Source organism: Saccharopolyspora gloriosae, assembly GCF_014203325.1.
Taxonomy (GTDB): Bacteria; Actinomycetota; Actinomycetes; order Mycobacteriales; family Pseudonocardiaceae; genus Saccharopolyspora_C; species Saccharopolyspora_C gloriosae.
Map to the genome: position 1 here is coordinate 182413 of NZ_JACHIV010000001.1, position 19869 is coordinate 202281.

33 protein-coding genes are annotated in these 19869 nt (G+C 67.7%); 31 read left to right on the forward strand and 2 right to left on the reverse strand.

The annotated features are described in order from the left end of the window. Positions 1 to 40: 40 nt before the first annotated feature. The 26 genes from rplC (at position 41) to map (ending at position 15408) form a co-directional block, all read left to right on the forward strand. Positions 41 to 691: a 50S ribosomal protein L3 gene (rplC, locus tag BJ969_RS00850; RefSeq protein WP_184476333.1), complete on the forward strand. Its 651-nt coding sequence runs from the start codon at positions 41 to 43 to the stop codon at positions 689 to 691. Continuing rightward, the gene (gene rplD, locus BJ969_RS00855; protein WP_184476336.1) at positions 691 to 1380 is read left to right on the forward strand and encodes a 50S ribosomal protein L4; all 690 of its coding nucleotides are present in this window, start codon (positions 691 to 693) and stop codon (positions 1378 to 1380) included. Before rplC ends, rplD begins: the two co-directional genes overlap by 1 nt. Next, complete coding sequence (gene rplW / locus BJ969_RS00860; RefSeq protein WP_184476339.1) at positions 1377 to 1676, forward strand: 50S ribosomal protein L23; 300 nt, start codon at positions 1377 to 1379, stop codon at positions 1674 to 1676. Before rplD ends, rplW begins: the two co-directional genes overlap by 4 nt. 32 nt (positions 1677 to 1708) lie before the next feature. Beyond that, positions 1709 to 2542: a 50S ribosomal protein L2 gene (gene rplB / locus BJ969_RS00865; protein ID WP_184476342.1), complete on the forward strand. Its 834-nt coding sequence runs from the start codon at positions 1709 to 1711 to the stop codon at positions 2540 to 2542. 18 nt (positions 2543 to 2560) lie between these two features. Next, positions 2561 to 2842, forward strand: a complete 282-nt coding sequence (gene rpsS, locus BJ969_RS00870; RefSeq protein ID WP_184476345.1) for a 30S ribosomal protein S19 — start codon at positions 2561 to 2563, stop codon at positions 2840 to 2842. A 32-nt stretch (positions 2843 to 2874) separates the two neighbouring features. Continuing rightward, positions 2875 to 3288, forward strand: a complete 414-nt coding sequence (gene rplV / locus BJ969_RS00875) for a 50S ribosomal protein L22 (RefSeq protein ID WP_184476356.1) — start codon at positions 2875 to 2877, stop codon at positions 3286 to 3288. Next, positions 3288 to 4199: a 30S ribosomal protein S3 gene (gene rpsC, locus BJ969_RS00880; protein WP_184476359.1), complete on the forward strand. Its 912-nt coding sequence runs from the start codon at positions 3288 to 3290 to the stop codon at positions 4197 to 4199. The genes rplV and rpsC overlap by 1 nt, the downstream gene beginning before the upstream one ends. Before the next feature lie 3 nt (positions 4200 to 4202). Further along, a complete protein-coding gene (gene rplP, locus BJ969_RS00885) occupies positions 4203 to 4622 on the forward strand; it encodes a 50S ribosomal protein L16 (protein ID WP_184476363.1) in 420 nt (139 codons plus the stop codon). Next, entirely contained in the window at positions 4622 to 4864 is a 243-nt protein-coding gene (rpmC, locus tag BJ969_RS00890; protein WP_184476366.1) for a 50S ribosomal protein L29, read from the forward strand. Before rplP ends, rpmC begins: the two co-directional genes overlap by 1 nt. Beyond that, positions 4861 to 5142, forward strand: a complete 282-nt coding sequence (gene rpsQ, locus BJ969_RS00895) for a 30S ribosomal protein S17 (protein ID WP_184476369.1) — start codon at positions 4861 to 4863, stop codon at positions 5140 to 5142. Before rpmC ends, rpsQ begins: the two co-directional genes overlap by 4 nt. 139 nt (positions 5143 to 5281) lie before the next feature. Continuing rightward, positions 5282 to 5650, forward strand: a complete 369-nt coding sequence (gene rplN, locus BJ969_RS00900; RefSeq protein WP_184476372.1) for a 50S ribosomal protein L14 — start codon at positions 5282 to 5284, stop codon at positions 5648 to 5650. Further along, positions 5650 to 5964, forward strand: coding sequence for a 50S ribosomal protein L24 (gene rplX, locus BJ969_RS00905; RefSeq protein ID WP_184476375.1), 315 nt, complete (start codon positions 5650 to 5652; stop codon positions 5962 to 5964). The genes rplN and rplX overlap by 1 nt, the downstream gene beginning before the upstream one ends. 2 nt (positions 5965 to 5966) lie before the next feature. Next, a complete protein-coding gene (gene rplE / locus BJ969_RS00910; RefSeq protein ID WP_184476378.1) occupies positions 5967 to 6530 on the forward strand; it encodes a 50S ribosomal protein L5 in 564 nt (187 codons plus the stop codon). A gap of 42 nt (positions 6531 to 6572) precedes the next feature. Further along, on the forward strand, positions 6573 to 6758 hold the full coding sequence (locus BJ969_RS00915) for a type Z 30S ribosomal protein S14 (RefSeq protein WP_184476381.1): 186 nt from the start codon (positions 6573 to 6575) through the stop codon (positions 6756 to 6758). Between the two features lie 216 nt (positions 6759 to 6974). Beyond that, positions 6975 to 7373 carry a 30S ribosomal protein S8 gene (gene rpsH / locus BJ969_RS00920; RefSeq protein ID WP_184476384.1) on the forward strand — a complete coding sequence of 133 codons (399 nt, stop codon included), beginning with the start codon at positions 6975 to 6977 and terminating at the stop codon, positions 7371 to 7373. Between the two features lie 12 nt (positions 7374 to 7385). Continuing rightward, entirely contained in the window at positions 7386 to 7925 is a 540-nt protein-coding gene (rplF, locus tag BJ969_RS00925; RefSeq protein WP_184476387.1) for a 50S ribosomal protein L6, read from the forward strand. 2 nt (positions 7926 to 7927) lie between these two features. After that, positions 7928 to 8332, forward strand: coding sequence for a 50S ribosomal protein L18 (rplR, locus tag BJ969_RS00930; RefSeq protein WP_184476390.1), 405 nt, complete (start codon positions 7928 to 7930; stop codon positions 8330 to 8332). A gap of 42 nt (positions 8333 to 8374) precedes the next feature. Further along, entirely contained in the window at positions 8375 to 8986 is a 612-nt protein-coding gene (gene rpsE / locus BJ969_RS00935; protein WP_184476393.1) for a 30S ribosomal protein S5, read from the forward strand. A 1-nt stretch (position 8987) separates the two neighbouring features. Further along, positions 8988 to 9170 (forward strand): 50S ribosomal protein L30, encoded by a 183-nt coding sequence (gene rpmD, locus BJ969_RS00940; RefSeq protein ID WP_184476396.1) that lies wholly within the window; start codon positions 8988 to 8990, stop codon positions 9168 to 9170. Between the two features lie 2 nt (positions 9171 to 9172). Then, complete coding sequence (gene rplO / locus BJ969_RS00945; protein ID WP_184476399.1) at positions 9173 to 9622, forward strand: 50S ribosomal protein L15; 450 nt, start codon at positions 9173 to 9175, stop codon at positions 9620 to 9622. 615 nt (positions 9623 to 10237) lie between these two features. Beyond that, positions 10238 to 10735 carry a hypothetical protein gene (locus BJ969_RS00950; RefSeq protein WP_184476401.1) on the forward strand — a complete coding sequence of 166 codons (498 nt, stop codon included), beginning with the start codon at positions 10238 to 10240 and terminating at the stop codon, positions 10733 to 10735. Between the two features lie 55 nt (positions 10736 to 10790). Beyond that, positions 10791 to 11396, forward strand: coding sequence for a hypothetical protein (locus tag BJ969_RS00955; protein ID WP_184476403.1), 606 nt, complete (start codon positions 10791 to 10793; stop codon positions 11394 to 11396). A gap of 139 nt (positions 11397 to 11535) precedes the next feature. Then, a complete protein-coding gene (locus tag BJ969_RS00960) occupies positions 11536 to 12132 on the forward strand; it encodes a hypothetical protein (protein WP_184476405.1) in 597 nt (198 codons plus the stop codon). Positions 12133 to 12456: 324 nt separating this feature from the next. After that, complete coding sequence (gene secY / locus BJ969_RS00965; protein ID WP_184476407.1) at positions 12457 to 13761, forward strand: preprotein translocase subunit SecY; 1305 nt, start codon at positions 12457 to 12459, stop codon at positions 13759 to 13761. Between the two features lie 258 nt (positions 13762 to 14019). Next, positions 14020 to 14577 carry an adenylate kinase gene (locus BJ969_RS00970; protein WP_184476409.1) on the forward strand — a complete coding sequence of 186 codons (558 nt, stop codon included), beginning with the start codon at positions 14020 to 14022 and terminating at the stop codon, positions 14575 to 14577. 39 nt (positions 14578 to 14616) lie between these two features. After that, a complete protein-coding gene (gene map / locus BJ969_RS00975; RefSeq protein ID WP_184476411.1) occupies positions 14617 to 15408 on the forward strand; it encodes a type I methionyl aminopeptidase in 792 nt (263 codons plus the stop codon). A gap of 93 nt (positions 15409 to 15501) precedes the next feature. Here the strand turns inward: map and BJ969_RS00980 are convergent, their stop codons facing one another. Continuing rightward, the gene (locus BJ969_RS00980) at positions 15502 to 16107 is read right to left on the reverse strand and encodes a methyltransferase domain-containing protein (protein WP_184476413.1); all 606 of its coding nucleotides are present in this window, start codon (positions 16105 to 16107) and stop codon (positions 15502 to 15504) included. A gap of 313 nt (positions 16108 to 16420) precedes the next feature. Then, complete coding sequence (locus BJ969_RS00985) at positions 16421 to 17068, reverse strand: class I SAM-dependent methyltransferase (RefSeq protein ID WP_343071163.1); 648 nt, start codon at positions 17066 to 17068, stop codon at positions 16421 to 16423. A gap of 657 nt (positions 17069 to 17725) precedes the next feature. Here BJ969_RS00985 and infA point away from each other — a divergent pair. The 5 genes from infA (at position 17726) to rpsD (ending at position 19726) form a co-directional block, all read left to right on the forward strand. Further along, positions 17726 to 17947, forward strand: coding sequence for a translation initiation factor IF-1 (infA, locus tag BJ969_RS00990; RefSeq protein WP_009948665.1), 222 nt, complete (start codon positions 17726 to 17728; stop codon positions 17945 to 17947). A 52-nt stretch (positions 17948 to 17999) separates the two neighbouring features. After that, entirely contained in the window at positions 18000 to 18113 is a 114-nt protein-coding gene (gene rpmJ, locus BJ969_RS00995; protein ID WP_184476415.1) for a 50S ribosomal protein L36, read from the forward strand. 173 nt (positions 18114 to 18286) lie between these two features. After that, positions 18287 to 18667 (forward strand): 30S ribosomal protein S13, encoded by a 381-nt coding sequence (gene rpsM / locus BJ969_RS01000; protein ID WP_184476417.1) that lies wholly within the window; start codon positions 18287 to 18289, stop codon positions 18665 to 18667. Between the two features lie 25 nt (positions 18668 to 18692). Continuing rightward, a complete protein-coding gene (gene rpsK, locus BJ969_RS01005) occupies positions 18693 to 19097 on the forward strand; it encodes a 30S ribosomal protein S11 (protein ID WP_184476418.1) in 405 nt (134 codons plus the stop codon). Positions 19098 to 19120: 23 nt separating this feature from the next. After that, positions 19121 to 19726, forward strand: a complete 606-nt coding sequence (gene rpsD, locus BJ969_RS01010) for a 30S ribosomal protein S4 (RefSeq protein WP_184476420.1) — start codon at positions 19121 to 19123, stop codon at positions 19724 to 19726. Positions 19727 to 19869: the final 143 nt, after the last annotated feature.

Genomic DNA, 19869 nt, shown 5'->3' on the forward strand with positions numbered 1-19869 from the left:
TCGTTCGCGGGCCGGCCGTAGTGCGGAGAGAACAAGACTGATGTCTGACAGGCAGATCAAGGGGATTCTGGGCACCAAGCTCGGCATGACCCAGGTCTTCGACGAGAACAACCGGGTCGTCCCGGTGACCGTCGTGCAGGCCGGGCCGAACGTGGTCACCCAGATCCGTACCCCCGACAAGGACGGCTATTCGGCCGTGCAGCTGGCGTTCGGCGCCATCGACCCCCGCAAGGTGAACAAGCCGCGCACCGGCCACTTCACCAAGGCCGGGGTCACCCCGCGCCGCCACCTCGTCGAGCTGCGCACGAATGACGCCGGTGAGTACGAAGTCGGCCAGGAGATCACCGCCGAGCTGTTCGAAGCCGGCACCGTGGTCGACGTGGTCGGCACCAGCAAGGGCAAGGGCTTCGCCGGCACGATCAAGCGGCACGGCTTCCACCGCCAGCCGATGAGCCACGGTGCTCAGGCCGTGCACCGGAAGCCGGGCTCGATCGGTGGCTGCGCCACCCCGGGTCGCGTCTTCAAGGGCATGAAGATGTCCGGCCGGATGGGCTCGGACCGCGTCACCACCCAGAACCTCAAGGTTCACCGGGTTGAGGGCGACTCCGGCCTGTTGCTGATCAAGGGCGCCGTTCCTGGCCCCAAGGGCGGCCTGGTTCTGGTCAAGAGCCCCGCGAAGGGTGGTGCGTGATGAGCGCGACGCTGGACGTCCGTACCCCGGACGGCTCCACCGACGGCAGTGTCGAGCTGCCCGCCGAGATCTTCGACGTGCAGGCCAACGTGGCCCTGATGCACCAGGTGGTGACGGCCCAGCTGGCCGCCGCTCGCCAGGGCACGCACTCCACGAAGACTCGCGGTCAGGTCTCCGGTGGCGGCAAGAAGCCGTACCGGCAGAAGGGCACCGGTAACGCCCGTCAGGGTTCGATCCGGGCTCCCCAGTTCACCGGTGGTGGCACGGTGCACGGCCCGCAGCCGCGGGACTACACCCAGCGCACCCCGAAGAAGATGAAGGCCGCCGCGTTGCGCGGTGCGCTGTCCGACCGCGCTCGCGCCGGCCAGCTGCACGTCGTGACGCACGTGGTCGGTGGCGAGTCGCCGTCGACCAAGGCCGCCAAGTCCGCGGTCCGCATCTGGACCGAGGCGAAGCGGGTGCTGGTGGTGCTGAACCGCTCGGAGGAGGCCAACTCCTGGCTGAGCCTGCGCAACCTCGAGCACGTGCACCTGATCGACCCGGGTCAGCTCAACACCTACGACGTGCTGGTCAACGACGACGTGGTGTTCAGCAAGGCCGCATTCGAGCGGTTCGTCGCCGGGCCCGTGCAGGGCCGCTCCGCCAAGGCAGCAGCCGTGGCAGCGAGCGCTGAGGAGGCACAGCAGTGATCCCCGACCCGCGAGACATCATCTTGGCGCCGGTCATCTCCGAGAAGAGCTACGCGCTCTTGGAGGAGGGCCAGTACACGTTCCTGGTTCGCCCCGGCACGAACAAGACCGAGATCAAGATCGCCGTTGAGAAGATCTTCGACGTCAAGGTCTCCAACGTGAACACGATCAACCGCAACGGCAAGCGCAAGCGCACCCGCACCGGGTACGGCAAGCGCAAGGACACCAAGCGGGCGATCGTGACGCTGTCCCCGGAGAGCAAGCCGATCGAGATCTTCGGCGGACCGGCCGCCTGACCGGCGCTGATTAGGACGAGGTTTCTACAGAGATGGGCATTCGCAAGCACAAGCCGACGACGCCGGGCCGTCGCGGCTCCAGCGTGTCCGACTTCGCCGAGATCACCCGGTCGGAGCCGGAGAAGTCGCTGGTGCGCCCGCTGCACGGTCGCGGCGGCCGCAACGCGCACGGCAAGATCACGACGCGGCACCAGGGCGGCGGCCACAAGCGGGCCTACCGCCTCATCGACTTCCGCCGCAATGACAAGGACGGTGTGCCGGCCAAGGTCGCGCACATCGAGTACGACCCCAACCGCAGTGCGCGCATCGCGCTGCTGCACTACCTGGACGGCGAGAAGCGCTACATCGTGGCGCCGAACGGCGTCCGGCAGGGTGACAAGGTCGAAAGCGGGCCGCGGGCCGACATCAAGCCCGGCAACAACCTCCCGCTGCGCAACATCCCGACCGGCACCGTGATCCACGCGATCGAGCTGCGCCCCGGTGGCGGAGCCAAGATCGCGCGGTCCGCCGGTGCCCGGGTCCAGCTGGTGGCCAAGGACGGCCCGTACGCCCAGCTGCGGATGCCTTCGGGCGAGATCCGCAACGTGGACGTGCGCTGCCGCGCCACGGTCGGCGAGGTCGGCAACTCCGAGCACTCGAACATCAGCTGGGGCAAGGCCGGCCGCATGCGGTGGAAGGGCAAGCGCCCGACCGTCCGCGGTGTCGTCATGAACCCGGTCGACCACCCGCACGGTGGCGGTGAGGGTAAGACCTCCGGTGGTCGCCACCCGGTCAACCCGAAGGGTCGTCCCGAGGGCCGCACCCGCCGCAACAAGCCCAGTGACAAGCTCATCGTCCGGCGCCGTCGCACCGGCAAGAAGCGCTGAGCAGGGAGGTAGTAGCACATGCCACGCAGCCTTAAGAAGGGCCCGTTCGTGGACGACCACCTGCTCAAGAAGGTGGACGCGCTCAACGAGTCGGGCAAGAAGACCGTGATCAAGACCTGGTCCCGCCGGTCCACGATCATCCCGGACATGCTGGGCCACACCTTCGCGGTGCACGACGGTCGCAAGCACATCCCGGTGTTCGTCACCGAGTCGATGGTCGGGCACAAGCTGGGCGAGTTCGCGCCGACGAGGACCTTCAAGGGCCACGTCAAGGATGACCGGAAGTCCCGCCGCCGCTGAGCGGGGGCGAACCAAGAGCAAGGGGTAGCAGGATGACAGCCCGTTCCGACGACACCGCGGCGGATGACAACCGCGCGGTGGCGCGGGCCCGCTTCGTCCGCGTGACGCCGATGAAGGCCCGTCGCGTGGTCGAGCTCATCAAGGGCCGTAACGCCAGCGAAGCCCTGGCAGTGCTCCAGTTCGCGCCGCAGGCCGCCAGCGGTCCGGTGTCGAAGGTGCTCGCCAGTGCCGTCGCCAACGCGCAGAACAACCAGTCGCTCGACCCCGACACCCTGTGGGTGCACCGGGCGTACGTGGACGAGGGACCGACGCTGAAGCGGTTCCAGCCCCGTGCCCAGGGCCGTGCGTACCGGATCCGCAAGCGGACCGCGCACATCACCATCGAGGTGGAGTCGCGGCCGAAGGCGGCCGGTAAGACGAAGAGCCAGAAGGGGAGTGCCCGGTAGTGGGTCAGAAGATCAACCCGCACGGCTTCCGACTCGGCATCACCACGGACTGGAAGTCCCGGTGGTACGCCGACAAGCAGTACGCGGAATACGTTGCGGAGGACGTCAAGATCCGCCGTCGGCTCTCTCGCGGTATGGAGCGCGCAGGGATCTCCAAAGTGGAGATCGAGCGCACCCGCGAGCGGGTCCGGGTGGACATTCACACCGCCCGGCCGGGCATCGTCATCGGCCGTCGTGGTGCCGAAGCGGACCGCATCCGCGGTTCGCTGGAGAAGCTGACCGGCAAGCAGGTCCAGCTCAACATCCTCGAAGTCAAGAACTCCGAGGCCGACGCGCAGCTCGTCGCGCAGGGCGTGGCCGAGCAGCTGTCCAACCGCGTGTCCTTCCGGCGCGCGATGCGCAAGGCCATCCAGTCGGCCATGCGCTCGCCGCAGGTCAAGGGCATCCGGGTGCAGTGCGGTGGCCGTCTGGGCGGGGCCGAGATGTCCCGCTCGGAGTTCTACCGCGAGGGTCGCGTCCCGCTGCACACGCTGCGCGCGGACATCGACTACGGCTTCTTCGAGGCCCGCACCACGTTCGGGCGCATCGGCGTCAAGGTGTGGATCTACAAGGGTGAGCTGGTCGGCGGCCTGAAGCAGAAGCAGCAGGAGTCCGAGGTGCGCGCGCCTCGCGGCGAGGGCGGCGGCGGACGTGGCGAGCGCGGCGACCGCGGTGGCCGTTCCGACCGCGGTGGCCGTCGTCGTTCCGGAGCTTCGGGCACCACCGGTGCCGGTGGCACCGAGGCCGGTCGCGCCGCAGCCAAGGGCGGTTCGGCGGAGAGCTCGGAGCAGGCGCAGACCGCGGGCGACGTGGCCGCTGCCAACGCTCCGGCCGTGGCCGAGCCGCAGGCCGATCAGAAGACGGAGGGCTGAGCAGTGCTGGTCCCACGCAGGGTGAAGTGGCGCAAGAGCCACGCACCGAAGCGCAGTGGCTTCGCCAAGGGCGGCACCCGCATCAACTTCGGCGAGTACGGCATCCAGGCGGTCGAGCACGGCTACGTGACCAACCGTCAGATCGAGTCGGCGCGTATCGCGATCACCCGGCACGTCAAGCGTGGCGGCAAGGTCTGGATCAACATCTTCCCGGACCGCCCGCTGACGAAGAAGCCGGCCGAGACCCGTCAGGGTTCCGGTAAGGGCTCGCCCGAGTCCTGGGTCGCGAACGTCAAGCCGGGCCGCGTCATGTTCGAGCTGAACTTCCCGAACAAGAAGACGGCCGTCGAAGCGCTGACCCGCGCGGCGCACAAGCTGCCGATGAAGTGCAAGATCGTGTCCCGCGAGGGTGGTGACTTCTGATGGCGGCTGGTGTCACCGCTGGTGAGCTCCGGGAGCTGGGCGACGAGGAACTGGTGGCCAAGGTCCGGGAGTCGAAGGAAGAGCTGTTCAACCTTCGCTTCCAGATGGCGACCGGGCAGTTGGAGAACAACCGCCGGTTGCGCGTGGTCCGCAGGGACATCGCCCGGATCTACACCATCATGCGCGAGCGCGAGCTCGGCCTGACGGTGTCCCCTGACGCGACCGAGGAGGGCGCGGCATGAGCAGCCAGGCAGAGGAACAGAGCGTGGCGCGGAACTACCGCAAGACCCGCGAGGGATACGTCGTGTCCGACAAGATGGACAAGACGATCGTGGTGTCGCTGGAGGACCGCAAGAAGCACGCTCTCTACAGCAAGGTCATGCGCCAGACCACCAAGGTCAAGGCGCACGACGAGGCCAACACGGCCGGTGTCGGCGACCGCGTGCTCCTGATGGAGACCCGGCCGCTGTCCGCGACGAAGCGCTGGCGCCTCGTCGAGGTCGTGGAGAAGGCCAAGTAGGACATCGAAAGCGGGCCGGGCGCCGGTATGTCGGCGTCCGGCCCGCTGCCGGTGATGACCGCGCGCGTCAAGTCGGAAATTTGGCGCGCCAGAGTGTGTCCGCGCGCAGGGTGCGGGCACTTAGGGTCAGGAGTCAGACGTGATCCAGCAGGAGTCGCGACTGCGTGTCGCCGACAACACTGGGGCCAAGGAGATCCTCACGATCCGGGTCCTCGGTGGTTCTGGTCGGCGTTACGCGGGTATCGGTGACGTCATCGTCGCCACCGTCAAGGAAGCAATTCCGGGTGCCGGCGTGAAGAAGGGCGATGTGGTCAAGGCCGTCATCGTCCGGCAGAAGAAGGAAAAGCGCCGCGCGGATGGTTCCTACATCCGGTTCGACGAGAACGCCGCGGTGCTGCTCAAGACCGACGGTGGTCCCCGTGGGACCCGCATCTTCGGCCCGGTCGGGCGCGAGCTGCGCGACAAGAAGTACATGAAGATCATTTCGCTCGCGCCGGAGGTGCTGTGATGAAGATCAAGAAGGGCGACACCGTCGTCGTGATCTCCGGCAAGGACAAGGGCGCTCGCGGCAAGGTCATCGAGGCCTACCCGCAGCGTGAGCGGGTCCTGGTCGAAGGCGTGAACCGGATCAAGAAGCACACCAAGGTCTCCCGGACCGAGCGTGGTGCGCAGTCCGGCGGAATCGTCACCCAGGAGGCGCCGATTCACGTGAGCAACGTGATGGTGGTCGACTCCGACGGCACTCCCACGCGTGTGGGCTACCGGTTCGGCGAGGACGGCAAGAAGGTTCGCGTGTCCCGCCGCAACGGGAAGGACATCTGATCATGACCACCACGGAGAAGATCGTCCCCCGGCTCAAGACCCGGTACCGCGACGAGATCCGCAAGGCCCTGCACGAGGAGTTCGAGTACTCGAACGCCATGCTGGTCCCCGGCGTGGTCAAGGTCGTCGTCAACATGGGTGTCGGTGACGCGGCGCGGGACAGCAAGCTCATCGAAGGCGCGGTCCGCGACCTGACCACGATCACCGGTCAGCGCCCCGAGATCCGCCGGGCCCGCAAGTCCATCGCTCAGTTCAAGCTGCGCGAAGGCATGCCGATCGGTGCGCGCGTCACGCTGCGCGGCGACCGCATGTGGGAGTTCGTCGACCGCCTGGTCACGATCGCGCTGCCGCGCATCCGTGACTTCCGCGGCCTGTCGCCGAAGCAGTTCGACGGCAACGGCAACTACACCTTCGGGCTCAACGAGCAGTCGATGTTCCACGAGATCGACCCCGACTCGATCGACCGTCCCCGCGGTATGGACATCACAGTGGTGACCACGGCCACCACCAATGAGGAAGGCCGGCGGCTGCTGCGCCACCTGGGCTTCCCGTTCAAGGAGCAGTGATGTCGGGTATCGCAGGGCGTCGAAACAAGGAGAACTGAGCCGATGGCCAAGAAGGCGCTGATCAACAAGGCCGCGCGCAAGCCGAAGTTCAAGGTGCGCGGCTACACCCGCTGCCAGCGCTGCGGGCGTCCGCGGTCGGTGTTCCGCAAGTTCGGCCTGTGCCGCGTGTGCTTCCGCGAGATGGCGCACGCCGGCGAGCTGCCGGGCGTGAGCAAGTCTTCCTGGTGAGTGCCCGCCCGCTGGGCGATACCCGGTCACGGGTACGCTCGGCGGGCACCACCAGGGCTTTTACCCGCTTCGGCGGGTGGCGCGCGTGCGTGCCGCTGACATGAGCCTGCCCGTCCGGCAGGCATCCGACTTCGCCTAGGCCAGGATCCAGACCTCCCGCTGTGCGGGACGCGTCCGGGCCCGTCGGAACCGGGTGAGAAAGGTGGACCAGGTCACATGACGATGACCGACCCCATCGCAGACATGCTGACGCGTCTGCGGAATGGAAGTTCGGCGTATCACGACGAGGTCGTGATGCCGCATTCGAAGCTCAAGGCGAACATCGCCGAAATCCTCAAGCGCGAGGGTTACGTGACGGGTTCCCGTGCCGAGCAGGGCGAGAAGGGCCAGAACCTGGTCGTCGAGCTCAAGTACGGCCCGAACCGGGAACGCAGCATCGCCGGCCTGCGGCGGGTCTCCAAGCCCGGTCTGCGGGTCTACGCGAAGTCCACGAACCTGCCGAAGGTTCTCGGCGGCCTGGGCATCGCGATCATTTCCACGTCCGGTGGTCTGGTGACCGACCGGCAGGCCATCAAGCAGGGCGTGGGCGGGGAAGTCCTCGCCTACGTTTGGTAAGGGAGGAGGAGCATGTCGCGTATCGGGAAGCTTCCGATCACCGTGCCCTCCGGTGTCGAGGTCACCATCGACGGGCAGGCGGTGACGGTCAAGGGCCCCAAGGGCACCTTGGAGCAGAACATCGCCGAGCCGATCACCGTTGAGAAGGACGAAGACGGGTCGGTCCTGGTCAAGCGGCCGGACGACGAGCGCGAGAGCCGCTCGCTGCACGGTCTGTCGCGCAGCCTGGTCAACAACATGGTGCTCGGCGTCAGCAAGGGCTACCAGAAGGACCTGGAAATCCACGGCGTGGGTTACCGGGTGCTGCTCAAGGGCGCGAACCTCGAGTTCTCCTTGGGCTACAGCCACCCCATCGTGATCGAGCCCCCGAAGGGCATCGAGTTCGCGACCGAGGGTGCGACCAAGCTGTCGGTCAAGGGCATCGACAAGCAGTTGGTCGGCGAGATCGCCGCGAGGATCCGCAAGCTGCGCCGTCCCGACCCGTACAAGGGCAAGGGCGTGCGTTACGCCGGCGAAGCCATCCGCCGCAAGGTCGGAAAGACGGGTAAGTGACCATGAGCGAGACAACCACTGCTACGAAGCGCAAGCCCGTGGGCAAGGACATCTCGACCGTGCGTCGGATCGCCCGCGCGAACCGCCACTTCCGGCTCCGGAAGAAGATCAGCGGCACGCCGGCGCGTCCGCGCCTGGTCGTGACCCGGTCCACGCGGCACATCGTCGCGCAGGTCATCGACGACGTCGCGGGTCACACGCTGGCGTCGGCCTCCAGCATGGAAGCCGACCTGCGCACCCTCGAGGGCGACAAGAAGGCCAAGGCGACCAAGGTCGGCGAGCTCGTCGCCGCCCGTGCCAAGGACGCCGGTGTCGAGAAGGTCGTGTTCGACCGGGGTGGCAACGCCTACCACGGCCGGGTCGCGGCGCTGGCCGACGCCGCCCGTGACGGCGGCCTGGAGTTCTGACATGCGTACGACTGAGATGACAACGATCGAGAGGGACGCCTGATGCCTGGACGCACTCGGCGTGACGGCGGTTCGGAGTCCGGCGGCAAAGACCGCCGGGACCGCCGCGACGGTGGCCGTGGCGGGGCGGCCCAAGAGAAGAGCATGCAGTTCGAGCGTGTCGTGACGATCAACCGCGTCGCGAAGGTCGTCAAGGGCGGCCGGCGGTTCAGCTTCACCGCGCTCGTGGTCGTCGGTGACACCGACGGCATGGTCGGTGTCGGTTACGGCAAGGCCAAGGAAGTGCCCGCGGCGATCGCCAAGGGCGTGGAGGAGGCGAAGAAGAACTTCTTCCGCGTCCCCCGCCTCGGCGGCACGATCACGCACCCGGTCCAGGGTGAGGACGCCGCCGGCGTCGTCATGCTGCGTCCGGCCAGCGCCGGTACCGGTGTCATCGCCGGCGGCCCGGTGCGCGCGGTGCTGGAAGGCGCCGGCGTGCACGACGTGCTGAGCAAGTCGCTGGGCAGCGACAACCCGATCAACATCGTGCACGCCACGGTGGCGGCGCTCAAGAGCCTGCAGCGTCCGGAGGAGGTCGCGGCCCGCCGCGGTCTGCCGCTGGAAGACGTGGCTCCCGCGTTCATGCTGCGTGCGCGTGCCGGTCAGGGGGCGTGACGTGGCACAGCTGAAGATCACCCAGACCCGTGGTCTGGTGGGCACGAAGAGCAACCAGCGCGACAGCATGCGCACCCTCGGCCTGCGCAAGATCCGCCAGACCGTGGTTCGCCCTGATGACGCGAACACGCGTGGCCTGGTCAAGGCCGTGCACCACCTGGTGACGGTTGAGGAGGTCGACTGAGCATGGTCATCAAGATTCACGACCTGCGCCCCGCGCCGGGTTCGAACCGGGACAAGATCCGGGTCGGCCGCGGTGAGGGCTCCAAGGGCAAGACCGCGGGCCGCGGTACCAAGGGCACCAAGGCTCGCAAGACCGTCTCCCCGCGCTTCGAAGGCGGGCAGATGCCGATCCAGATGCGGCTCCCGAAGCTTCGCGGCTTCAAGAACCGCAACCGGGTGGAGTACCAAGGCGTGAACCTCGGCCGCCTGGCCGCTGCGTTCCCGAACGGTGGCACCGTCGGCATCGACGAGCTGATCTCGGCCGGACTCGCCAACAAGGGCGAGCTGGTCAAGGTTCTCGGTGGTGGTGAGCTGGAGGGCGTCAAGCTGGACGTCACCGCGCACGCCTTCACCGGCAGCGCGCAGGAGAAGATCACTGCCGCGGGCGGTTCGGCTACCAAGCTGGAGAGCTGAACGCTCCGGTGATTCCGGTCGAAAGGGCCGGTCGACCTTCGGGTCGGCCGGCCCTTTCGCATGTCCGGGTCGTGTTAGCGGTGCTTGCGTGGTTTCCCGGGAAAGCTCGCCGTCGCCCGGTCGAGGCGTGCTGGGCGACATCCGGGCATCGGCACTGGACAACGCCTCGGCTCGAAGTTGATTCCCGGCTTCCGCCGTTATCGCTGATAACGCGTTTTCCGGCCGATTTTCCGGTTCTCGTCCGGCGTTTTTCGATTCGGCTCAGGTATATGTGAACGCTGAGTTCTGCTGCGGTGAACCGGAACTGATCTGAATCGGCGCGCGCCGGGTGGCTGCTCGGCAGGTGCTCGTGGCCGATCGGACGCGCCTTGCTCCGCGAAGGGCCTTGGTGACCTGGTGTTCCGTTCCGGTCGCCGGTGGCGCGTGAGGTCGGCCGGGGTGCGGTGGAGCAGTGGGGCTGAGCCGTCCGGGCGCAGCGAAAAGTGTGAGCAATCGCCGCCGTTCCGCCGAATGGAAGCGCTCCCATTCGCAGGTACTGGCCATTCCGATGCGCGTTTAAGTTGTTCGGACCAGTGCTCCCGAGCACTCCTTCGGAATCAATTATGAGGAGCAGGTATGCGGCGTCGAACGCTACGAGCCGGACTGCCGATCGCGGCGATGTCCCTGCTGGCGGCCACCGTTCCCGGAATCGCCGGTGCCGCGGCGGCCGAGGCGAGCCCGGCGCGGCACTGCGCCTTCGACGCGGGCACCGGCCAGCAGCGCTGCTTCGACACCCTCGCCGAGGCCACCGGCAGCGCCCGGTCGGAGGTGGCGAGCACGCGGGACGGCGAGGTCGTGCAGGGGACCTTGTTCGACGAGGAGAACTACGGCGGGGACAGCTTCACGATCTACGGCGCCGGGCTGTGCGAGAAGGACGGCAAGGTCGAGTACCAGATCGACCTGCCGGACGACTGGAAGGACCGGGTCACCTCGGTGCAGCCGTGGGCGAACTGCTGGATCTGGCTGTACCCGGAGCCGAACCTCGGCGGCGACCGCGACGGGCCGTTCAAGGAGAACACCGCCTACGTCGGTGACCTGATCAACGACCGCACCCAGTCCGTCGGACTCAGCTGAGCGGTCGCCGAGCGCGGCACCGAACCGGCGCCGCCCAACATCGAGGAGAGCCCTCATGTCCCCACGTCGATCCAGCGCGGTCCTCGTCTCGGCGTTCTCGCTGGCAGCGATGGCCTTCGCGCCGTCGGCCGCCGCCGCGGACGAGCCGACGGTCCGCGAACTCATGGAGAAGTGCGACAACGGCACCGACAGCTGCGTGTTCCACCCGGAAGGCCAGCCGGAGTACTACACCGATGAGGCGCACACCGTCGGTGACCCGGTCTACAACTGCACCGACGGGATCCAGCGCTCCTCGGTGGAGTGGTCGGACACGACCTCGCAGAGCAACAGCGTCGGCATGTCGATGACCACGGAGGCCGGGTTCGGCAAGGTCTTCTCCATCGCCTACGAGCAGAGCTACGAGCACACCTGGGAGGAGTCGCACACCGAATCCCAGACGACGAACGTGGACACCGAGCCGAACCAGGTGGGTTCGGTCGAGCGCGCGGCGCAGATGCAGAAGGTGAAGGGCACCTACGAGCTGCACTTCGAGGACAAGTTCTACGACCACTACATCTGGTACGTGCCGATGGAGGTCACGGGCCCGGCGCCGGACCCGACCAGCGCGGTCAGCCAGCACGTGCGGGACATGACGGAGGAAGAGATCTCCCAGTGCCCGTGATGATCCCGGTGCCCGTGACGAGCCCGGTGCCCGTGATGAGCCCGGTGCTCGTGATGATCCCGGTGCTCTGGAAGTGCTCCCCGTCCTTGAACGCCTCGGCGGCGCCGTCCGGGTCCGCCGCCGGAAGAGAGGTCCACCGATGATCCACCGCATCGCCACCGCCGCCGCCACGGCCGCCGTGGCAGGACTGCTGGTCGTCCCGCCCGCCTCCGCGGCCGACGAACCCACCGCGCGCGAACTGCTGGAGAAGTGCGACAACGGCACCGACAGCTGCGTGTTCCACCCGGAGGGGGAGCCGGAGTACTTCCAGAACACCTCCGAGCTCGTCGGCAGCCCCACGTTCAACTGCACCGAGCTGCCGCAGCGGATGGGGGTGTCCTGGTCGGACACCACCTCCGAGAGCAACAGCCTCGGGCTGTCGATGTCGACCTCGTTCGGCGAGGTGTTCAAGGTGACCTTCAAGGCCAGCTACGGCCACGAGTGGAAGGAATCCCACACCGAGACCCAGACGACGAACATCGACGTCAATCCCGGTGACGCCGGGCGGGTCTTCCACGGGCCGAAGATGCAGAAGGTCAAGGGCACCTACGAGCTGCACTTCGAGGACAAGTTCTACGACCACTACATCTGGTACGTGCCGATGGAGGTCACCGGCCCCGCCGATTCCCAGGAGAGCACGATCACCCAGGACACCAGCCCGATGACCGACGAGGAGAAGTCGGCCAACTGCGGCTGATCCGCGGATCCGCGGGGCCTTCCGGCGCACTGCCGGGAGGCCCCGCGGCGGGTCGTGCGCAGGTCGGACCGGTCGGTGGACCGGGAGGGCCGCGCCGGCCGCGCTCCCGTCGGCGAACCCTCTTCCCGGTGCTGTGACCGGGAGGGTGCGGCGGATCACCGCCGACTGACGGAGCGTATTCGGCGACCTGCTAGAGTCGCCCAGGCAGCACCGTGCCGAGCACGGTGCTGTGGATTTTCCAGCCGTGCCGGCCCCGCGTACGAGGATTTGGGAAGCCGGCCATCGTTCGGCCGGTAACCCCGGCTTGCGCACCAGGAGGTTCGCGTGCTCGGCGCCTTCCGCTCGGCTCTGGCGACGCCGGACCTGCGCCGCAAGATCCTGTTCACACTGGGCATGGTCGTGCTGTACCGGCTCGGCGCCACGATTCCCTCTCCGGGGGTTTCGTACCCGAACGTCCAGCAGTGCTATCAGGAACTGCAGGGCAGTCAGAGTGTCTTCTCGCTGTTGAACCTGTTCAGCGGTGGCGCGCTGTTGCAGCTGTCGGTGTTGTCGCTGGGCATCATGCCCTACATCACCGCGAGCATCATCATCCAGCTGCTCCAGGTGGTCATTCCTCGCTTCGAGCAGTTGAAGAAGGAAGGGCAGTCCGGCCAGGCGAAGCTGACGCAGTACACCCGCTACCTGGCGATCGCGCTCGCGGTGCTGCAGGCGACGGGCATCGTCGCGCTCGCCGAGCGCGGCCAGCTCTTCCCCGACTGCTCCGCGGACGTCATCCCGGACAGCTCGGTGCTGAACCTCATCACCATCGTGGTCGTGATGACGGCGGGCGCCGCGCTGCTGATGTGGATGGGTGAGCTGATCACCGAGCGCGGTGTCGGCAACGGCATGTCGCTGCTCATCTTCACCTCGATCGCGGCCCGGATCCCCGCTGAGGGCGGCAAGATCCTGCAGACGCACGGCGGCCTGGTGTTCACCGTGGTCTGCCTGTTCGCGGTGGCGATCATCGCCACGGTGGTCTTCATCGAGCAGGCGCAGCGCCGGATCCCGGTGCAGTACGCGAAGCGCATGATCGGTCGCCGGATGTACGGCGGGACGTCGACGTACCTGCCGCTGAAGGTGAACCAGGCCGGTGTCATCCCGGTGATCTTCGGTTCCTCGCTGCTGTACCTGCCGCAGCTGCTCGGGCAGCTCGCGGGCAACCAGGACTCCTGGTGGGCGCGGTTCATCCAGACCTACATCGTCGACCCGTCCAGCTGGGTGCACATCCTGCTGTACATGGCGATGATCATCTTCTTCGCCTACTTCTACGTCTCCATCACGTTCAACCCGGAGGAACGGGCTGACGAGATGAAGAAGTTCGGCGGCTTCATCCCCGGCATCAGGCCTGGTCGGCCGACCGCCGAGTACCTGAGCTTCGTGCTGTCCCGCATCACGCTGCCCGGCTCGTTGTACCTGGGCATCATCGCGATCCTGCCGAACTTCTTCCTGGGCCTGACGGGCCAGGGCGGGAACCAGAACTTCCCGTTCGGCGGCACGGCGGTGTTGATCATGGTCAACGTCGGCTTGGACACCGTGAAGCAGATCGAGAGCCAACTCACGCAGCGGAACTACGAGGGTTTCCTCCGGTAAACTCCCCGAGTACGGATGGCGGACTCATTGTTTCGCATCGCGGAAGCTCATCGGCGTTCCGCATAGCGCGTGCATTATGGTGTTCGTCCGTGGCGACGTTCGGCGTGGCCCTGGCCTGGGCTGATACCAGGGCGGCCCGCCGAGCGTCGATCCCGCCGGGCAACGCGCGCGGCGATCAGCATCCGCACTCCACGGGGTGAGTGCGGAGCGCTCGACGAAGGTGGCTGCAGACCACCGCAATGATTCGGAGGCAGACCCTTGGTGCGATTGGTTCTCGTCGGCCCGCCTGGTGCGGGCAAGGGCACCCAAGCGGCCGTGCTGGGCGAACGGCTCGCCGTTCCGCACATCTCCACCGGCGACCTGTTCCGCGCGAACATCGGGAATTCCACGCCACTCGGGCAGAAGGCCAAGTCCTACATGGACGCGGGCGAACTGGTTCCCGACGAGGTCACCAACGAGATGGTTCGCGAGCGGCTGGCGGAGCCGGACGCGCAGGACGGGTTCCTGCTCGACGGATTCCCGCGGACGACGCCGCAGGCCGACGTGCTCGGCGAAATCCTGGCCGACAACGGCATGGAGCTCACCGCCGTCGTCCAGTTCGACGTGCCCGAGGAAGAGCTCGTGCGCCGCATGCTCGACCGCGGCCGGTCGGACGACACCGAGGACGTGATCCGGCGCAGGCTCGCCGTCTACCACTCGGAGACCGAACCGCTGCTGGACTACTACCGGGCCAAGGTCGTCAAGATCGACGCACTCGGCTCGGTCGAGGACATCACCGACCGCGCGCTCGACGCGTTGGGCCAGAAGAAGGCCTGACGGGCGCGCACCAGACCTGAGGAACGGACGGGAACACGGGTGTTTCGGCGAGGCAAGGGCATCGAGCTCAAATCGGTCGGCGAGATCGAGGCGATGCGGGCGGCGGGGCTGGTCGTGGCCAGCGCGCTCGCCGCGGTCTCCGCGAAGGCCGAACCCGGTGTCAGCACCGGTGAGCTCGACGAGGTCGCCGAGCAGGTGATCCGGGACGCCGGTGCCGTCCCGTCCTTCCAGGGCTACCACGGCTTCCCGGCGTCGATCTGCGCGTCGGTGAACGAGAAGGTCGTGCACGGCATCCCGTCGAAGTCCGAGGTGCTCGCCGACGGCGACCTGCTGTCGGTGGACTGCGGGGCCATCCTCGAAGGCTGGCACGGGGACTCCGCCGTCACCCTGTCGATCGGCGCGGTCAGCGAGCGCGACCAGGCGCTGTCCGACGCGACGCGCCAGGCCATGTGGGCCGGGTTGCAGCGGGCGCAGGCCGGAGCGCACCTGACCGACATCTCGCACGCCGTGCAGACCGCGGCGCAGGCGGCGGGCAAGTCCGACGGCATCGACTACGGGATCATCGCCGAGTACGGCGGCCACGGCATCGGCACCGAGATGCACATGGAGCCGTTCCTGCCGAACCTCGGCAAGCCCGGTCGCGGCCCGAAGCTGCGGGTCGGCATGGCGTTGGCGGTCGAGCCGATGCTGACGCTCGGCTCGGTGGACACCGTGGAACTGGACGACGAGTGGACCGTGGTCACCTTCGACGGTTCCCGCGCGGCGCACTGGGAGCACACCGTCGCGATCACCGAAGACGGGCCCTGGGTCCTCACCGCTCCGGAGCAGTGAGCCGAGCCCCTAGCCCGGCGTGAGAACACCTCTGACGCGAATGCCTCATCCGGCGGCGAGAGCCGTCCGGATGAGGCATTCGTCGTGCGGGGGTCAGTGCCGCGGGCGGCGGCAGACGTACACGCGGGCGGGCGGGACGTTGCGCCACACCGTGCTGCGCGGCAGCACTTCCTCGAAGGTCTCCCGCAGGATCTCGGTGAAGGCGATCGTGTTCGCCCGCCACAACGTCGTCACGTAGGTGACCGTGGTGAACACGCCTTCCTTCGTCAGCACCTTCGAGACCTCGCGCAGCAAGGCGCGTTGCTGGTCGGCGGGCAGCAGCGTCCACGGGATGCTGCTGATGACCGCGTCCACCTGGGTGCGGTTCGCCGCGGCGAGCAGTTCGACGAGGTGCCGGGCATCGCCTTCGATGACCTCCAGCCAGGGCTTCGTGGAGTTGAGGTACCGCACCAGCTCCGGGTCGATCTCCACGGCCAAGTGGTCGGAGCCGTCGGGCAGCCGTTCGCGCAACGCCCCGCTGAGCGCACCGGTGCCCGGCCCGAGTTCGAGCACCGTCGGCGTGCCGCTGGCCGGGACGACCTCCGCGACCGCTCTCGCGACGTGCTCGGAGGTGGGGAGCACGGCACCCACGGTGCCGGGCTGCCGGACGGCGCGCGTGACGAAGGTGCGGTACTCGCGCAGCTTGGCTTGCTTGCTCACTCGGCGCTCCAGGATCGGAAGAGAGGTCCTGGAGAACCGTAACGGCCCGCCCCCGGAATCCGGCGGTCCCGGATGCCGTGAGCGGGAAATCGCCCGGATCTGCCCCAAAGGGCACGGAGATCCTTTTCGGGGCATTTCCGGATCGTCGTTCTGGCGATGGCCGCGTCGCTGACCAGTGCTCGGGCGAGAGCACCGAAGGTTCTCGGTGCTCTGCTCACGAGGTCCGCTATCGGGGTCGCGGCCGCTCGAAGAATTGATCTCGAAGCGAAAAGCGCTCCGATCCCGCCGCAGCACAAGATCGAACGGCGTTTCGTCAGTGCAACGGGCGCCGGCAGATGTAATGCAGGATCGGCGGGAAGTTGCGCCACGTCGTGTGCGTGAGCACCTCGTCGAACGTGGTGGCCAGGCGGGTGCGGAACCGCTTGCCGCCGGGGTTGTGCTCCGCGGGCAGGTAGGTGAGCGCGGTGAACGCGCCGTGCGGGGCGAGCACCTTGGTGACCTCGCCGAGGACGCGGTCCTGTTCGTCGTCGGGGAGCAGCGACCACGGGATGCTGCTGATCACCGCGTCCACCCGGTCGACGCCCCGCTCGGCCAGCAGCGGGACCAGGTCACCGGCGTCGCCGTGCACGAGCTCCATCCACGGCGCGTGCGCCCGCAGGTGCTCCACCATCTCGTCGACGAGCTCGATGCCGATGTGCCGGGCCCCCGCGGGCAGCCGCTCGTGGATGCCGCCGCTGAGCGAGCCGGTGCCGGGGCCGAGCTCCAGCACGACGGGCGTGCCGGTGGTGGGCACCACCTGCGCGACGGTCGCCGCGACGGCGGCCGAGGTGGGGGTGGCCGCACCGACCTCCCGCGGATTGCGCACGGCACTGGTGAGGAACGTGCGGTATTCGGCGAGCCTGCCCACCGGTCCGGGCGACGGCTTCCGGGCGGCGGATGTGTGGTCCTGTTGCGCGGTCACTGCTCTCCTCGAAGCGCGGATCAGCGGTCGGAACGGGTGGCTGCGTTGGCGCCGGAACCGGAGCTGCTCGCGGGTTCCTCGGACGGAGCGCTGGGCGAATCCGAGTCGCCGGGGCTTTCCGCAACCGCGCCGGTCGACATCATCGTCGCGCCGACGGGTGAGATCGAACGTAGACAGCCCGCGAGCGGTGCCGCAACCACCCGAGTGGGGGGTGCGGTGGAGGTCTGCTCACACTCGCTCCCGCCCGTTCACCCACCGTCGATGCGCGCGCACCCACCGCGTTGACGCGCCCGCTCCGCGTGAGGGGCCCGGCGCCGGGGTGGATCGCGCGCGAGCGCCGAATCCGGACCGGCCCGCCGACCAGGGACGTTGTCCAGCCCCCGGATGAAGCCCGAATCGGCCTGCGCGTACAGTGGAGCAACGGCGCACTCATCGCGCCGGTTCGTCGTGCCTTGTGCTCGCAGGGGGCATTCCGGGGAGTTCGTCATCGGACTCATCGGCCGGGCCGTCCCACGGGCGTCTCGCGGTTCACCGCACACTCAGGGCAGTTCGGGCCGACCGGAGCGCGTCCGTCGCCGGTCCTGGAGGGAAGTCTCCGGGTCGGGTGGCCGAAGGCGCAAGCCTTACCAACCGTCACCGTCACGAAACGCGGAGGACATGGGCAAAAAAGACGGGGCCATTGAGGTCGAGGGTCGCGTGATCGAGCCGCTCCCCAACGCGATGTTCCGCGTCGAGTTGGAGAACGGGCACAAGGTCCTCGCGCACATCAGTGGCAAGATGCGTCAGCACTACATCCGCATCCTGCCCGAGGACCGGGTCGTCGTGGAGCTCTCGCCCTACGACCTTTCCCGTGGGCGCATCGTCTACCGCTACAAGTGACCTCCACGGTGTCCGGGAGACCGGGCACGCGTCCGAGCAGGAGAGCACGACCGTGAAGGTCCAACCTAGTGTGAAGAAGATCTGCGACAAGTGCCAGATCATCCGTCGTCATGGGCGGGTCCTGGTCATTTGCGACAACCAGCGCCACAAGCAGCGCCAGGGCTGATCGCGTCCGTCGCGGACATGTAGCCGTACTGACAATCCAAGGGAACTCCCCTCGCCTGCCGGCTCGTGAGTGAGCCGGTCCACCTCCGGTTCCAGGCCGGGGCTTCACGCCGGATGCGGTGTGGAGGCGGCAGGGGTTGCAGACCTGGAACGACACGAAGGAGACCTGCCTACATGGCAAGGATCACCGGTGTCGACCTCCCGCGTGACAAGCGCATGGAGGTCGCGCTGACCTACATCTTCGGGATCGGCCGCAGCCGCTCCCAGGAGATCCTGACGGCGACGGACATCTCGTTCGACGCGCGCGCGAAGGATCTCGACGATGACCAGCTCGCGAAGCTCCGCGAGTACATCGAGAACAATTTTCGGGTCGAGGGTGACCTGCGCCGCGAGGTCGCGGCCGACATCCGCCGGAAGATCGAGATCGGTTGCTACGAGGGGACGCGGCACCGCCGCCACCTCCCGTTGAACGGGCAGCGGACGAAGACCAACGCCCGTACCCGCAAGGGACCGAAGAAGACGGTCGCCGGCAAGAAGAAGGCCGGGAAGAAGTAAGCGTCGCTAGGAGACCACAACAGCTATGCCACCCAAGTCTCGCGCTGGCGCCGTCAAGAAGGTGCGGCGCAAGGAAAAGAAGAATGTTGCGCACGGACAAGCGCACATCAAGAGCACCTTCAACAACACCATCGTCTCGATCACGGACCCGACCGGTGCGGTGATCAGCTGGGCCTCCGCGGGCCACGTCGGGTTCAAGGGCTCTCGCAAGTCCACCCCGTACGCCGCGCAGATGGCCGCTGAGAACGCCGCCCGCAAGGCCGCCGAGCACGGCATGAAGAAGGTCGACGTCTTCGTGAAGGGTCCGGGTTCGGGCCGCGAGACGGCGATCCGCTCGCTGCAGGCCGCCGGCCTCGAGGTCGGCACGATCCAGGACGTGACCCCGCAGCCGCACAACGGCTGCCGGCCGCCCAAGCGGCGCCGGGTCTGATCGCGGGAAAGGAGTAGAAGAAGATGGCACGTTACACCGGTCCCGCGACCCGCAAGTCCCGCCGTCTCAAGGTTGACCTCATCGGTGGGGACCAGGCGTTCGAGCGTCGTCCGTACCCGCCGGGGCAGCACGGGCGCGCGCGCATCAAGGAAACCGAGTACCTGCTGCAGCTCCAGGAGAAGCAGAAGGCTCGTTTCACCTACGGCATCCTCGAGCGGCAGTTCCGCTCCTACTACGAGGAAGCCAACCGCCGCACCGGGCGTACCGGCGAGAACCTCCTGCAGCTGCTGGAGTCCCGCCTGGACAACGTGATCTACCGGTCCGGTCTGGCCCGCACCCGCCGGATGGCGCGGCAGCTGGTCAGCCACGGCCACTTCGTGGTCAACGGCACCAAGGTGAACGTTCCGAGCTTCCAGGTCTCGAAGTTCGACATCATCGACGTGAAGCCGAAGTCGGTGAACACCACGCCGTTCATCATCGCCAAGGAGACCTTGGGCGAGCGGCCGGTGCCGGCATGGCTGCAGGTCGTGCCGTCGAACCTCCGCATCCTGGTGCACCAGCTCCCGGAGCGCGCGCAGATCGACACCCCGGTCACCGAGCAGCTCATCGTCGAGTACTACTCGAAGTGATGCTTCCCGCCGGCGGCCCTCACCGGTCGCCGGCGGTGGCCGTCCGGGCGGCGGAGCCGGATTCCGTCGTCCGCTCGCGGTTCGCCGCGAGCTGCTATCGGATCGACGTCAAATAGCGGGCGTCGTGAGGTAAAGGAAACTCA